Below are 14438 nucleotides of genomic sequence, written 5' to 3'. Positions count from 1 at the left end.
TTGGATATGTTAGCATGTGCAGCCATCGAATGGATATTGAAAAAGTACCTGGTAAGGCTCTGTAATGAATCGACAATCCTGGCTGCTCAATCTCAGCCTGTTAAAGACCCACCCTGCATTTCGCGCTGTCTTCCTCGCCCGTTTTATTTCCATTGTCTCTCTGGGGCTACTCGGCGTGGCGGTTCCGGTACAGATCCAGATGATGACCCAGTCGACCTGGCAGGTGGGTTTGTCGGTGACGTTGACCGGTAGCGCAATGTTTATTGGCCTGATGGTGGGCGGTGTGCTGGCCGACCGCTATGAGCGTAAAAAAGTGATCCTGCTGGCACGTGGAACCTGCGGTATTGGCTTTATTGGTCTGTGTCTGAATGCGCTGCTGCCCGAACCATCGTTACTGGCAATTTATCTGCTTGGCTTATGGGATGGTTTCTTTGCCTCGCTGGGTGTAACCGCTTTGCTGGCGGCAACGCCGGCGCTGGTCGGGCGGGAGAATCTGATGCAGGCCGGGGCGATTACCATGTTGACGGTGCGCCTGGGATCGGTAATTTCGCCGATGCTGGGTGGGGTGCTGCTCGCGACCGGCGGCGTGGCCTGGAACTACGGACTGGCGGCGGCTGGCACATTTATTACTTTGTTACCTCTGCTGAGCCTTCCCGCACTGCCGCCTCCGCCGCAGCCGCGCGAGCATCCGCTGAAATCGCTGCTGGCAGCATTTCGCTTTCTGCTTGCCAGTCCCCTGATTGGCGGCATTGCGTTGCTTGGTGGTCTGTTAACCATGGCGAGCGCCGTGCGCGTGCTGTATCCGGCGTTAGCGATTAACTGGCAGATGTCGAGTGCGCAAATTGGCCTGCTGTATGCGGCTATTCCTCTTGGCGCTGCGGTGGGGGCATTGACCAGTGGACAACTGGCGCACAGCGTGCGTCCGGGACTGATTATGCTGGTATCTACTGTGGCTTCGTTCCTGGCTATCGGCCTGTTTGGCTTGATGCCGGTCTGGGAGCTTGGCGTGGTTTGTCTGGCGCTGTTCGGTTGGTTGAGTGCGGTCAGCTCTTTGTTGCAGTACACCCTGTTACAGACGCAGACGCCGGAAGCGATGCTCGGGCGAATTAACGGTTTGTGGACGGCGCAAAACGTCACCGGTGATGCGATTGGCGCGGCGCTGTTAGGTGGTCTGGGCGCGATGATGACGCCGGTTGCTTCGGCAAGCGTGAGTGGGTTTGGACTGGTGATTGTCGGTCTGTTACTGCTGCTGTTGTTGGGAGAGGTACGCCGATTCCGGCAAATCCCCGTGAATGTCTGATCGCGTTGTGCTCTACGGTTTGTAGGCCGGATAAGGCGTTAGCCGCATCCGGCGCTGGCCATTAAAACAGAGCCGACAGACGTTGTAGCAGCAGCGTTGCGCTGTAGTAGTCGAGACGGAAGGTTTCCGTACCCAGGGCGTAAACACGTTTATTTTGCACGGCTGGCAGATGCGCCAGAAGCGGATTGGCGTAAATAGCGTCGGCATCTTTGCTGTCGCCAGCAAACAGGAACAGCGCTTCGCCGTTCAGGCCTGCCGCCAGGTTCTCACCGCCAAGCTGGATGATATCGTGGCGTTTGCCCTGACTCTGGCTGGTGTGCAAGTTAGCAGGCAGCGTTGCCAGCGTGAAACCTAACTGCTCCATCAGCTTGCCTTGCGCTGACTCAGGCGTCCACAGGTTGGCGCTGTGTGCCGCGGCAGTATAAACCAGCGCGCTGACCGGTTGTGGTGGCAGGGTAATACGTTGCTTAACCGCTTGCAGTTGCTTATCAAACTCGGCGATACGCGCGGCTGCCTGTTGCTCCTGACCGGTAATTTCACCTAACTGGGTCAGCAGCGACTGCCAGCTTTTATCGTCGTAATTAATGATGAGCGTTGGTGCAATGGTGGACAGCTGATCGTATAGCGCGAGGGCAGAATCTCCCCCGGTGGCGCTTACCAGAATCAGATCCGGCATTTGAGCTGCGACAGCCTCGGCGCTCGGTTCGCCGATATACAGGCGGCTCAGTTTGCGTTCTTTTGCGACTTCGCTCCACTGACGTAAAAAGCCCTGCGCATCGCCGATGCGATTGTTTGGCGTAGTGGCACCGCTGGCGATGACCGGGGCATCAATCGCCAGCAGCGAGCCGGTGAGGGTCACGCTGGTGGAGACAATTCGCTGCGGTTTATGTTCCAGCGTATGCGTGCCGCGGCTGTCAGTAACCTGACGCGGCCAGTCGGCGGCGTGACCTGAAGAAATTCCTGAAAGAGATAAACCTGCCAGTAAGAGCACGGTGCGGCAAAAAGAGGGGAGACTCACGAATCAGCTTCCTGTTATCAGTATAAGTAATGCTTCTCATTTTCATTGTTAGTGAGCAAGGATGCAAGCCAAAGTCGCACATTGTGCTACCACAAGAGTTGACATACCGCCGCTTTACTTTTAGGTTAGCGACCGAAAATATAAATGATAATCATTATTAGAGCCTTTATCATTTTTGGAGGATGATATGGATACGTCACTGGCCGAGGAAAAAACGCAGACTATGCCGACGCTCGCTCCCGACAATTTTTTCTTTATGTCGCCGTACCGTAGTTTTACGACGTCAGGATGCTTCGCCCGCTATGCGGAACCGGCAATTGATGGCGATTCGCCAGACAGCCCTTTCCAACAGAAAATGAACGCACTGTTTGCTGATGCCAAATCGCAGGGCATCGCGAACCCTGTCATGGTCGGGGCGATTCCCTTTGATACCCGCCAGCCATCATCGCTGTTTATTCCCCAATCGTGGCAGAGCTTTTCTCGTACGGCGAAGCAACAATCATCACGTTACTTTACCGCGCATCAGTCGCTGAATGTCGTTGAACGTAAATCGATCCCGGAACAGGACTTTTTTGAAGATATGGTCGCCCGGGCGGCTGCGCTGACGTCCACTCCGGAAGTCGACAAAGTGGTGTTGTCACGCCTGATCGATATCACCGCCGATGCCAACATTGACAGCGGTGCGCTGCTGGAGCGTCTGGTGGCGCAAAACCCGGCGAGCTACAACTTCCATGTACCGATTGAAGACGGCGGCGTATTGATTGGTGCCAGCCCGGAACTGCTACTGCGCAAAGAAGGCGATCGTTTCAGTTCTCTGCCGCTGGCGGGGTCTGCACGTCGTCAGCCTGATGATGTGCTGGATCGCGAAGCAGGGATCCGCCTGCTGGCGTCTGAGAAGGACCGCCATGAGCACGAACTGGTGACGCAAGCGATGAAAACGGTATTGCGCGATCGCAGCCGTGAACTGCAACTGCCTTCTTCTCCGCAGCTGGTTACCACGCCGACGCTCTGGCACCTCGGCACGCCGTTTGAAGGTAAAGCCAACCCGCAGGAAAACGCCCTGACGCTGGCGTGCCTGCTGCATCCGACGCCTGCGCTGAGCGGCTTCCCACATCAGGTTGCGCGCAAGCTTATCGCCGAGCTGGAGCCGTTCGATCGCGAACTGTTCGGCGGCATTGTCGGCTGGTGTGATGCTGAAGGTAACGGTGAGTGGGTGGTGACGATCCGCTGTGCGAAGCTGCTGCGCAATCAGGTACGTTTCTTTGCCGGAGCAGGAATTGTTCCAGCCTCTTCCCCGGTTGCGGAATGGCGCGAAACGGGGGCTAAGCTCTCCACGATGTTGAATGTTTTTGGACTGCACTAAGAGCCTTGTGGACTGGTTTTAAGGAGCAATAATGAGTATTCCTTTCACCCGCTGGCCGGAAGAGTTTGCCCGCCGCTATCGTGAAAAAGGTTACTGGCAGGATTTGCCGCTGACCGACATTCTGACCCGTCACGCCGACAGCGAGCATACGGCGGTTATTGATGGTGAACGCCATCTGAGCTATCGCCAACTGAATCAGGCCGCTGACAATCTTGCCTGCAGCCTGCGTCGTCAGGGGATCAAACCCGGCGAAACCGCGCTGGTGCAACTGGGCAACGTGGCTGAGCTGTATATCACCTTCTTTGCGTTACTCAAGCTGGGCGTAGCTCCGGTGCTGGCCCTGTTCAGCCATCAGCGTAACGAGCTCAACGCCTATGCCAAACAGATTGAACCGGCGCTGCTGATTGCCGATCGCCAGCATACGCTGTTTAGCGGGGACGATTTTCTTAACGCTTTTGTGGCCGAACACAATTCAGTGCGCGTGGTGCAACTGCGTAATGATGAAGGTGAACACAATCTGCAAACGGCGATAAACCAGCCTGCGACTGATTTTAGCGCCACGCCATCGCCTGCTGATGAGGTGGCGTACTTCCAGCTTTCTGGCGGGACGACCGGGACGCCAAAGCTGATTCCTCGCACTCATAACGATTACTACTACAGCGTACGTCGCAGCAATGAGATTTGCCGCTTCACCGGGGAAACGCGTTATTTATGCGCGATCCCGGCGGCGCATAACTACGCCATGAGTTCGCCAGGCGCGCTGGGCGTATTCCTGGCCGGTGGCACTGTGGTGCTGGCGGCTGACCCGAGCGCAACCCTGTGTTTCCCGCTGATTGAACAGCATCAGGTTAACGTCACGGCGCTGGTGCCACCTGCGGTGAGCCTGTGGTTGCAGGCGATTGTGGAGTGGGGCAGCAATGCGCAACTGGCTTCGCTGGAACTGCTCCAGGTTGGTGGAGCGAGGCTTTCCGCCACGCTTGCGGCGCGTATTCCGGCCGAGATTGGCTGCCAGTTGCAGCAGGTCTTCGGCATGGCGGAAGGGCTGGTGAACTACACCCGTCTGGACGACAGTCCTGAGCGCATCATCAATACCCAGGGTCGCCCGATGTGTCCCGATGATGAAGTCTGGGTAGCAGACGCTGACGGCAACCCCTTAGCCCAGGGAGAGACCGGACGTCTGATGACGCGTGGTCCGTACACCTTCCGCGGTTATTTCAAAAGCCCTGAGCATAATGCCAGCGCCTTTGACGCCAATGGTTTTTACTGTTCCGGCGATCTGATCTCTATCGATCCGGATGGTTACATCACCGTTCAGGGGCGTGAAAAGGATCAGATCAACCGCGGCGGAGAGAAGATCGCCGCTGAAGAGATTGAAAACCTGCTGCTGCGCCATCCAATGGTTATCCATGCCGCGCTGGTCAGTATGGATGACGAACTGATGGGCGAGAAAAGCTGTGCCTGGCTGGTGGTGAAAGAACCGCTGCGCGCGGTGCAGGTGCGCCGTTTTCTACGCGAACAGGGCATAGCGGAATTTAAATTACCCGATCGTGTTGAGTGCGTTGAGTCATTACCGCTGACTCCAGTTGGGAAGGTAGATAAAAAACAATTACGTCAGTGGCTGGCATCACGTTCACTGGCCTGAAGGAGAAATAGAAATGGCAATTCCTAAACTGCAGGCTTATGCGCTACCAACGGCGCTCGATGTTCCGGTGAACAAAGTCGACTGGGCATTTGACCCTGAACGCGCCGCGCTGCTGATCCACGACATGCAGGATTATTTTATCGGCTTTTGGGGTGATAACTGCCCGATGATGGAGCAGGTCGTCGCGAACATCGCCGCGCTGCGCCAGTACTGCAAAGAGCATAACATTCCGGTGTATTACACCGCTCAGCCGAAAGAACAAAGTGATGAAGACCGCGCTCTGCTCAATGATATGTGGGGACCGGGCCTGACGCGTTCCCCGGAACAACAAAAGATCGTTGAGGCGCTGGCACCGGATGAAGCGGATACCATTCTGGTGAAATGGCGTTATAGCGCATTTCATCGCTCCCCGCTGGAACAGATGCTCAAGGAAACCGGGCGTAATCAACTGATCATTACCGGCGTGTATGCGCATATTGGTTGTATGACCACCGCAACGGACGCATTTATGCGTGATATCAAGCCGTTTATGGTTGCCGATGCGCTGGCGGACTTTAGCCGTGACGAACACCTGATGTCGCTGAAATACGTGGCGGGACGTTCCGGGCGAGTGGTAATGACCCAGGAGTTATTGCCGACGCCGGTCCCGGCCAGTAAAGATGCGTTGCGCAGCATTATTCTGCCGCTGCTGGATGAGTCCGAAGAGCCGATGGATGACGAAAACCTGATCGACTACGGGCTGGATTCCGTGCGCATGATGGCGCTGGCGGCGCGCTGGCGTAAGGTTCATGGTGACATTGATTTCGTGATGCTGGCGAAAAAACCGACCATTGACGCATGGTGGGCGCTGCTCTCCCGCGAGGTGAAGTAATGGCTGGATTTGATTTTGCCGGGAAAACCGTCTGGGTAACCGGGGCGGGAAAAGGGATTGGCTACACCACGGCGCTGGCATTTGCGAATGCAGGCGCTGAGGTGACAGGATTCGATCGCGAATTTCCTCAGGATAACTACCCGTTTGCGACTGAAGTGCTGGATGTGGCGAATGCCGGACAGGTAGCTGAAGTGTGCCAGCGCGTCCTCAAAGCGTGCGAGCGTTTGGATATTTTGGTCAATGCCGCAGGCATTTTGCGTATGGGGGCCACCGATGCGCTGAGTACTGAGGAGTGGCAGCAGACGTTTGCGGTTAACGTTGGTGGGGCGTTCAATCTGTTTCAGCAGACGATGGCGCAGTTTCGTCGCCAGCAGGGCGGTGCGATCGTGACCGTCGCGTCGGATGCGGCGCACACGCCGCGTCTCGGCATGAGTGCTTACGGTGCGTCAAAGGCCGCGCTGAAAAGCCTGGCGCTGACCGTCGGACTTGAACTGGCGGGCAGCGGTGTGCGTTGTAATGTGGTGTCGCCAGGCTCGACCGATACCGACATGCAGCGTACGCTGTGGGTCAGCGATGACGCGGAACAACAGCGCATTCGTGGATTTGGCGAGCAGTTTAAGCTCGGGATTCCGCTGGGGAAAATCGCCCGGCCGCAAGAGATTACCAACACTATTTTATTCCTCGCCTCCGATCTGGCCAGCCACATTACGTTACAGGATATCGTGGTGGACGGCGGTTCCACGCTGGGGGCATGACGATGATCTGGAAACGTCATTTAACGCTGGATGAACTCAATGCCACCAGTCAGAACACGATGGTGGCGCATTTAGGCATGGTCTACACCCGGCTGGGGGATGATGTGCTGGAAGCCGAAATGCCGGTGGATAGCCGCACGCATCAGCCGTTTGGCCTGCTGCACGGTGGCGCGTCGGCGGCTCTGGCGGAAACGCTGGGTTCGATGGCGGGTTATCTGATGACCCGCGACGGGCAATGCGTGGTGGGGACGGAACTCAACGCCACGCATCATCGGGCGGTATCGCAGGGAAAAGTGCGCGGCGTTTGTCAGCCGTTGCACCTTGGGCGTCAAAATCAAAGCTGGGAAATCGTCATCTTTGATGAGCAGGGACGACGCTGCTGCACCTGCCGTTTAGGCACTGCGGTGATGGGGTGAGGTCACCCGACAAAGTAAAATGAAATTGCAGAGTTAACAGGTAAATGAAGTGATCTAGTTAACAATGCAATGTAAATACTCAGTGATACTTCGGGTTTGTATAGTTGTCAGGTTGTTAAATTCAGAAAAGATGTTATAGAAACAAAATGTAACATCTCTCTGGATCGGACAACGGATAACAACTATGAACAAATCAGGGAAGTACCTCGTCTGGACAGTGCTCTCCGTTATGGGAGCATTTGCCCTCGGCTATATCGCATTAAATCGTGGTGAACAGATCAACGCGTTGTGGATAGTCGTGGCGTCGGTCTGTGTCTACCTTATCGCTTACCGTTTCTACGGCCTGTACATCGCGAAAAATGTACTGGCGCTGGACCCGACGCGTATGACGCCAGCCGTGCGTCATAACGATGGTCTGGATTATGTTCCCACCGATAAAAAAGTGCTGTTTGGTCACCATTTTGCGGCGATTGCCGGCGCGGGGCCGTTAGTTGGACCGGTTCTGGCGGCGCAAATGGGCTATCTGCCAGGGATGATCTGGCTGCTCGCCGGGGTAGTGCTGGCAGGAGCAGTACAGGACTTCATGGTGCTGTTTGTTTCTACCCGTCGCGATGGACGTTCCCTTGGCGAACTGGTGAAAGAAGAGATGGGCCCAACGGCGGGCGTCATTGCGCTGGTGGCCTGTTTTATGATCATGGTGATTATTCTCGCGGTACTGGCGATGATCGTCGTGAAAGCGCTGACCCACAGCCCGTGGGGAACCTACACCGTGGCGTTCACCATCCCGCTGGCGATCTTCATGGGGATTTACCTGCGCTATTTGCGCCCGGGCCGTATTGGTGAAGTATCGGTCATCGGTCTGGTGTTCCTGGTGTTTGCTATTATTTCCGGTGGTTGGGTAGCTGAAAGCCCGACCTGGGCACCGTACTTTGACTTTACCGGCGTACAGCTGACCTGGATGCTGGTGGGTTACGGTTTTGTCGCTGCCGTGCTGCCGGTTTGGCTGCTGCTGGCGCCGCGTGATTATCTCTCTACCTTCCTGAAAATCGGCACCATTGTGGGTCTGGCGGTAGGGATCCTGATCATGCGTCCGACGCTGACCATGCCAGCGCTGACCAAGTTTGTTGACGGTACGGGTCCGGTCTGGAGCGGCAACCTGTTCCCGTTCCTGTTTATTACCATTGCCTGCGGTGCAGTCTCTGGTTTCCACGCGCTGATTGCCTCCGGTACCACGCCGAAGATGCTGGCGAATGAAGGCCAGGCCTGCTTTATCGGCTACGGCGGGATGCTGATGGAATCCTTTGTCGCCATTATGGCGCTGGTGGCTGCCTGTGTTATCGACCCGGGCGTGTACTTTGCGATGAACAGCCCAATGGCAGTACTGGCTCCGGCAGGAACTACCGATGTGGTTGCATCAGCGGCACAGGTAGTGAGCAGTTGGGGCTTTGTGATCACGCCTGATACGCTGCATCAGATCGCGAATGATGTCGGCGAACAATCCATTATCTCCCGCGCAGGCGGGGCGCCGACGCTGGCGGTAGGCATGGCGTACATTCTGCACGGCGCGCTGGGCGGCATGATGGATGTGGCATTCTGGTATCACTTCGCCATCCTGTTTGAAGCGCTGTTTATTCTGACGGCGGTCGATGCTGGTACACGCGCCGCGCGCTTTATGCTGCAGGATCTGCTGGGTGTTGTGTCACCGGGTCTGAAACGTACCGATTCGCTGCCTGCAAACCTGCTGGCGACGGCGCTGTGCGTGCTGGCCTGGGGTTACTTCTTGCACCAGGGCGTAGTGGATCCTCTGGGCGGTATCAATACCCTGTGGCCGCTGTTTGGTATCGCCAACCAGATGCTGGCGGGTATGGCGTTGATGCTCTGTGCGGTGGTGCTGTTCAAGATGAAACGTCAGCGCTACGCATGGGTGGCGCTGGTGCCAACGGCCTGGCTGCTGATTTGTACCCTGACCGCTGGCTGGCAGAAAGCGTTTAGCCCGGATGCGAAAATCGGCTTCCTGGCTATCGCCAACAAGTTCCAGGCGATGATCGACAGCGGTAACATTCCGGCGCAGTACACCCAGTCGCAGCTGACGCAGCTGGTGTTTAACAACCGCCTGGATGCGGGGCTCACCATCTTCTTCATGGTCGTCGTTGTGGTGCTGGGTCTGTTCTCCATCAAAACTGCGCTGGCAGCATTGAAAGAGGACAAACCAACTTCGAAAGAGACGCCATACGAGCCGATGCCTGAGAATGTCGAAGAGATCGTGGCGCAGGCGAAAGGCGCGCACTAATATTCTCTTAACCAACGAGCCCTCTCCTGAACGGGGAGGGCGTTTGTACGACAGGGAAACACTATGTTTGAAACACTCGCCAAAGCTGGGAAGTATTTAGGTCAAACCGCCCGATTAATGATAGGTGTGCCGGATTACGACAACTATGTTGAACATATGCGCGTCACGCATCCGGACCAAACGCCAATGACCTACGAAGAATTTTTCCGCGAGCGCCAGGATGCGCGCTATGGGGGGAAAGGCGGCGCGAAGTGCTGTTGATGCTCTGCATAATTCAAGCTGCAGGTGTGTTGGCAATAACTCGACCCATCCCTGGGCCTCGTCCTTACGGGCGCTGTGAACAGCGTTCAAATTCGTTCCTGACGAATTTGTCCTCGCTCACCCAGGTCACTTACTGATGTAAGCTCCCTGGGATTCGCTGCGTTGCCGCCTTCCTGCAACTCGAATTATTTTGATCATTTGTCGTTATAATTAGTCGTCGTTGACCTGATAAGGCGAAGCCGCCATCAGGCAACCCGCACCCTAATCACACCGTAAACGACTCCACCTTTTCGAATGCTGCGCGCAGGGTCTCTGGCGTTAACGTTACCGGCAGGGCGTGAATGGACTCCACCGGGCGCAGAGTGTGCGCAATTACTTTGTCGATTTCGGCGCGGTTATTGATGTCCACTTCCAGTTGAGCTAATCGGGTTGGCAGGTTGAAGCGCTGATAAGCGGTAATTAACTGCGCCAGCACATCATCTTGTCCCAGCAGCGCGCTCTGTACCAGGATGCCGTACGCCACTTTGGTGCCATGTAAAAACTTCTCGGTTTGTGGGAGGACGGTCAGGCCATTGTGAACAGAATGCGCTGCCGCCACGCGGGTGTAGCGCTCGCCCAGACCACCAACCATGCCGCCTCCGGCAATAATCGCATCTACCACATCGCAAAACGTGCGGCTTAGCGTGCCTTGTTGTTTGTCTGCCAGCGCCTGCTCGCTGCTTTCCAGCAGGACGTCGCGGATAGTCTGGGCGGCTTGAATACCCAGACGTACTGTCAAAGGCAGTGTTTCCGGCTGAGGTGCAAGCACGACGGCTTCATACCACTTCGCCAGCGTGTCGCCGATCCCCGCCAGTAAGTATTCTTCTGGTGCATTGAGAACGATCTCGGGTTCGACCAGCACGAGGAAGTTCGCGTCAGCGAAAATTTCGAAATGCAGCGCCTGACCCGCATCGTTATACCAGACGGAGAGCGGCGTCCAGGCAGCGCAGGTCGCCGCGATAGTAGGAATACCGACAAAAGGCAGACCCAGACGGCGGGCCAACGCTTTAGCGGTGTCGAGCAATGTCCCGCCACCCACGCCAATCACCACGCTGCGATCCTCTCCCGACTCTTTTGCCAGTTGAGCAACATCGGTTTCGCTGCAATGTCCCGTAAACAGCAGCCGTTTAGCCTCGGCAAGATGAAAAGCCTCTGGCAGGTAAGGGCGGGCCGCATCGATGGCGCGCTCACCATAAACCCACACGGCGCGTGAAAGTTGGTCGGTAGTGAAAAAATCGTTGAGTCTCGACAGGCTGCCGGGATGGGAAAAATAGTTGGCTGGGCCGGTGACGACGCGAATCTCGGTAGTACTCATGTTGTGTTGTCCTTTTGGCTGTCCTGTGCAGGCAGGTTATTTTTATATAGACGTCTGAACGTCTTGATTGCCAAATACTAGCATCGTGCTATAGTGGCTTCAACCACAACATCACACGCTGGGATAACAATAATGAGTAATAACCCGCTGATTCCACAAAGCAAACTGCCTAATCTGGGCACCACTATCTTCACGCAAATGAGTGCGCTGGCGCAGCAGCATCAGGCCATTAACCTCTCGCAGGGGGTTCCTGATTTTGACGGTCCACTCTTTTTGCAGGAGCGTCTGGCGTATCACGTCGCGCATGGCGCAAACCAGTATGCGCCGATGACGGGCGTGCAGCCGCTGCGCGAAGCCATCGCGGATAAAACGGCAGACCTGTACGGCTATAAACCTGACGCGAATAGTGAAGTGACCATCACGGCGGGGGCAACGGAAGCATTGTATGCCGCGATCACTGCGCTGGTTCGTCCTGGTGATGAGGTGATTTGTTTCGACCCAAGCTACGACAGCTATGCGCCTGCGATCGAATTATCCGGGGGCGTGGTTAAACGTATCGCGCTGCAACCGCCGTCTTTTCGCGTTGACTGGCAGGCGTTTAGTGCCTTGCTCAGCGACCGTACCCGATTGGTTATCCTGAACACGCCCCATAATCCTTCTGCCACCGTGTGGCATCACGCCGATTTTGACGCGCTGTGGCAGGCAATTAAAGAACGCGAGATCTTTGTCATCAGCGATGAAGTTTATGAACATATCTGCTTCACCGAACAGGGACACGCCAGCGTGCTGGCACATTCAGAGCTACGTGAACGCGCCGTTGCCGTTTCATCGTTTGGTAAGACCTACCATATGACTGGTTGGAAAGTCGGCTACTGTGTCGCACCTGCCGCTATTAGCGCTGAATTGCGTAAGGTACACCAGTATCTAACGTTCTCCGTCAACACGCCAGCGCAGCTGGCGCTGGCGGATATGCTACGAGAAGATCCCGCACACTATCGCGAGCTGCCCGCGTTTTATCAGAAAAAACGCGATGTATTGGTGAATGCACTGCGTGACAGCCGACTGGAAATTCTGCCGTGTGAAGGCACTTACTTTCTGCTGGTCGATTACAGCGCCGTTTCCACACTTAACGACGTTGAGTTTTGTCAGTGGCTGACCACTGAAGTGGGTGTGGCGGCAATCCCGCTGTCGGTGTTCTGCGCCGATCCTTTCCCACATAAGCTGATTCGCCTCTGTTTTGCCAAGCAGGAATCGACGCTGTTAGCGGCAGCCGAACGTCTGGCCTTGCTGTAGCTATTTCACCGTCCAGGCTTTAGAGAATCGACGGTCTGCAAACAACTCTTGCAGGCCGTTGATTTGCTTAAGACGCAATACTTCGTCGCTGTCCATGCCGAGATCTTTGCCAATTTTTTCTTCACTCCAGCCCAGCATTGATAATTCACGGACAATTTCGGACATGGCGTGGATTTGGTGACGCCCGCGAGCGCGGTTGTGGCGAATGGTCGCTGCCATGCGTTCATGGCGTTCACGCTCTAAACAAGCAACCGGCAAATATCCTTTCAGCCTTGTACGCAGCGAGGCTTTGCTTTTCCCTAATTCATGACGGTGGAAACCATCGACAATTTCGTATTCTTCAGCCGTTGAGTGAACGACCACAATGGGCTGCGTGAATCCGTCAGCTTCGATGGACTTCAGCAGCAACTTCTTCTCCGGCGGCGCGACGTTATTGGGATTGTAGTCGTTGGGTGAGATATGATCATTTTTAACCCACAGCACACAATCTACGGGTTCTTCGCGAAAGGGACTGACGCTATGTATTGCCTGTCTGAATTGATTGATGGCTTCAATTTTCTCTGGTTCTGATAAACCAGAAAGAAAGCCGAGGAGTTCCTGAGTTAATCGTTGTTGCATAAGATCCCCCATTCCTGGCGTTTGGTTTTCATGCGTTCGTTATAACGTTGGTAGTTTTTAGGTTTTGTTGGGCTGAATGACAGCGCCCGACACCAGTAGTCGTTATTCAGCAAAACCTTACAGATGCGTCGCCATGACGGAATATCCACTGAACCGATATCTCGTTCTTGAGTTTGCGGGAGATTGTCCATGCCCTTTTTCTTATACCACTGTAAATAGACGGCGATTTTATTGCGGTAATGTTCTGCGGTCGTTTCCGGCATACTGTTCAACAACAGCATGGCGTATTCATGCCAGTTTAAATGCTCGGGTTTCAAGATCTTGCGGTATCCGTAAAAATGATTGTCCTGACCGGCATATATCCCGCCACTTTTTACGCCGCTGACACGCGCGCACATCTCCGCCCAACGTTCAGGCTCAATAACATGGTAGAGCCACAGTCCCTGGCGTTGTTCTGGCCCAAAGGGTTCGCAGATACGCATGTATCGTGTAGGAACCCCCGCCTGATACATTAGGTTGTACAGGGGATTACACGGGAGCGTTGACTTGGCAAACCACGTCCAGATGTCGGCAGTTTTCCAGTCATAAATCGGATAAATATACCAGGTATGCCCACCGGGGGCGCTGGTGGTCCAGGGTTTATCATCGGCAAAACGCTGTTTTTTCGAGTTCGCAATGGCGACGAAACGATTATATGACTCATCGGCGCGGATCCCGACCATCATGGCGGCCGGTCGTTTCTCTGAAAACCAGTCAGCGAACTCGCGAACAAATTGTTCAAAAGTCATGCCGGGTTGGTAGAAGGAGAAATATTCAGGATCGGTTATGGCATCTGCGGGCGGCTGGCGAACCCATTGCGTTCCCGGCTCCCAACACTGCCATTCGGGTTGAAATTGTGACAGTGAATTCTGCGTCGTCAGCGGTAATGCCACCCAATAGAAATTTTCGATGACATCAGAGTAAAGTTCCCGTAGTGCTTGTACATAGTCGATGGTGCAGGAAAATTGAGCCTCCCAATCGATAAACAAAATGTCTATTTTTTTCTGTAAATTGCGAGCGATGGCGGCTGTCAGATGTAACATCAGACCTGAATCTTTACCCCCAGAGAAAGAAACGCAGACACGCGGCAGAGTCTCAAGAGTCCAGGTAATGCGTTCCTGAGCGGCTTCAAGAACATTCTGGCTTAACGGTATTTTATAAACAGACATATCACGTCCATATCAAGATTTTATTTTATACTAAAATAAATACCCATAA

Annotated in this window: 13 protein-coding genes; 9 read left to right on the top strand and 4 right to left on the bottom strand. The window is 55.0% G+C overall.

The genetic code is table 11. From position 1 onward, the window contains the following. Window positions 1-64 precede the first annotated feature (64 nt). Window positions 65-1300, top strand: coding sequence for an enterobactin transporter EntS (gene entS, locus BZK41_RS01775; RefSeq protein ID WP_079936964.1), 1236 nt, complete (start codon window positions 65-67; stop codon window positions 1298-1300). 61 nt (window positions 1301-1361) lie between these two features. On the opposite strand, the gene fepB is transcribed toward entS, so the two are convergent. Next, window positions 1362-2318 carry a Fe2+-enterobactin ABC transporter substrate-binding protein gene (gene fepB, locus BZK41_RS01770; protein ID WP_044699495.1) on the bottom strand — a complete coding sequence of 319 codons (957 nt, stop codon included), beginning with the start codon at window positions 2316-2318 and terminating at the stop codon, window positions 1362-1364. 187 nt (window positions 2319-2505) lie between these two features. On the opposite strand from fepB, the gene entC reads away from it, so the two are divergent. The 7 genes from entC (at window position 2506) to BZK41_RS01735 (ending at window position 9916) form a co-directional block, all read left to right on the top strand. Then, window positions 2506-3681: an isochorismate synthase EntC gene (entC, locus tag BZK41_RS01765; protein ID WP_079936963.1), complete on the top strand. Its 1176-nt coding sequence runs from the start codon at window positions 2506-2508 to the stop codon at window positions 3679-3681. Between the two features lie 31 nt (window positions 3682-3712). After that, window positions 3713-5323, top strand: a complete 1611-nt coding sequence (gene entE / locus BZK41_RS01760) for a (2,3-dihydroxybenzoyl)adenylate synthase EntE (protein ID WP_079936962.1) — start codon at window positions 3713-3715, stop codon at window positions 5321-5323. 13 nt (window positions 5324-5336) lie between these two features. Then, window positions 5337-6194 (top strand): isochorismatase, encoded by an 858-nt coding sequence (locus BZK41_RS01755; protein ID WP_044712739.1) that lies wholly within the window; start codon window positions 5337-5339, stop codon window positions 6192-6194. Next, window positions 6194-6949, top strand: coding sequence for a 2,3-dihydro-2,3-dihydroxybenzoate dehydrogenase EntA (entA, locus tag BZK41_RS01750; RefSeq protein WP_079936961.1), 756 nt, complete (start codon window positions 6194-6196; stop codon window positions 6947-6949). Before BZK41_RS01755 ends, entA begins: the two co-directional genes overlap by 1 nt. 2 nt (window positions 6950-6951) lie before the next feature. Beyond that, window positions 6952-7365 (top strand): proofreading thioesterase EntH, encoded by a 414-nt coding sequence (gene entH / locus BZK41_RS01745; RefSeq protein WP_003022055.1) that lies wholly within the window; start codon window positions 6952-6954, stop codon window positions 7363-7365. A gap of 184 nt (window positions 7366-7549) precedes the next feature. Next, on the top strand, window positions 7550-9655 hold the full coding sequence (cstA, locus tag BZK41_RS01740) for a pyruvate/proton symporter CstA (RefSeq protein WP_016152202.1): 2106 nt from the start codon (window positions 7550-7552) through the stop codon (window positions 9653-9655). A gap of 63 nt (window positions 9656-9718) precedes the next feature. Beyond that, window positions 9719-9916: a YbdD/YjiX family protein gene (locus BZK41_RS01735; RefSeq protein ID WP_003022064.1), complete on the top strand. Its 198-nt coding sequence runs from the start codon at window positions 9719-9721 to the stop codon at window positions 9914-9916. A gap of 265 nt (window positions 9917-10181) precedes the next feature. On the opposite strand, the gene BZK41_RS01730 is transcribed toward BZK41_RS01735, so the two are convergent. Then, window positions 10182-11270, bottom strand: coding sequence for an oxidoreductase (locus BZK41_RS01730; RefSeq protein WP_079936960.1), 1089 nt, complete (start codon window positions 11268-11270; stop codon window positions 10182-10184). Window positions 11271-11402: 132 nt separating this feature from the next. Between BZK41_RS01730 and BZK41_RS01725 the strand changes: the two genes are divergently transcribed. Further along, window positions 11403-12563 (top strand): pyridoxal phosphate-dependent aminotransferase, encoded by a 1161-nt coding sequence (locus BZK41_RS01725; RefSeq protein WP_079936959.1) that lies wholly within the window; start codon window positions 11403-11405, stop codon window positions 12561-12563. On the opposite strand, the gene BZK41_RS01720 is transcribed toward BZK41_RS01725, so the two are convergent. Beyond that, complete coding sequence (locus BZK41_RS01720) at window positions 12564-13181, bottom strand: ParB/RepB/Spo0J family partition protein (protein WP_079936958.1); 618 nt, start codon at window positions 13179-13181, stop codon at window positions 12564-12566. Then, on the bottom strand, window positions 13166-14389 hold the full coding sequence (locus BZK41_RS01715) for a phosphoadenosine phosphosulfate reductase (protein ID WP_079936957.1): 1224 nt from the start codon (window positions 14387-14389) through the stop codon (window positions 13166-13168). The genes BZK41_RS01720 and BZK41_RS01715 overlap by 16 nt, the downstream gene beginning before the upstream one ends. Window positions 14390-14438: the final 49 nt, after the last annotated feature.

The sequence above is a fragment of the Citrobacter sp. A316 genome, from assembly GCF_002042945.1.
Classification (GTDB): Bacteria; Pseudomonadota; Gammaproteobacteria; order Enterobacterales; family Enterobacteriaceae; genus Citrobacter; species Citrobacter portucalensis.
Note: the sequence above shows the minus strand (reverse complement) of the source record. Positions and strands in the feature narration are given on the sequence as shown.

Coding starts and splice junctions, on each gene's coding strand:
- entS (WP_079936964.1), top strand. CDS start 65: ATGAATCGACAATCCTGGCTGCTCAATCTCAGCCTGTTAAAGACCCAC.
- entC (WP_079936963.1), top strand. CDS start 2,506: ATGGATACGTCACTGGCCGAGGAAAAAACGCAGACTATGCCGACGCTC.
- entE (WP_079936962.1), top strand. CDS start 3,713: ATGAGTATTCCTTTCACCCGCTGGCCGGAAGAGTTTGCCCGCCGCTAT.
- BZK41_RS01755 (WP_044712739.1), top strand. CDS start 5,337: ATGGCAATTCCTAAACTGCAGGCTTATGCGCTACCAACGGCGCTCGAT.
- entA (WP_079936961.1), top strand. CDS start 6,194: ATGGCTGGATTTGATTTTGCCGGGAAAACCGTCTGGGTAACCGGGGCG.
- entH (WP_003022055.1), top strand. CDS start 6,952: ATGATCTGGAAACGTCATTTAACGCTGGATGAACTCAATGCCACCAGT.
- cstA (WP_016152202.1), top strand. CDS start 7,550: ATGAACAAATCAGGGAAGTACCTCGTCTGGACAGTGCTCTCCGTTATG.
- BZK41_RS01735 (WP_003022064.1), top strand. CDS start 9,719: ATGTTTGAAACACTCGCCAAAGCTGGGAAGTATTTAGGTCAAACCGCC.
- BZK41_RS01730 (WP_079936960.1), bottom strand. CDS start 11,270: ATGAGTACTACCGAGATTCGCGTCGTCACCGGCCCAGCCAACTATTTT.
- BZK41_RS01725 (WP_079936959.1), top strand. CDS start 11,403: ATGAGTAATAACCCGCTGATTCCACAAAGCAAACTGCCTAATCTGGGC.
- BZK41_RS01720 (WP_079936958.1), bottom strand. CDS start 13,181: ATGCAACAACGATTAACTCAGGAACTCCTCGGCTTTCTTTCTGGTTTA.
- BZK41_RS01715 (WP_079936957.1), bottom strand. CDS start 14,389: ATGTCTGTTTATAAAATACCGTTAAGCCAGAATGTTCTTGAAGCCGCT.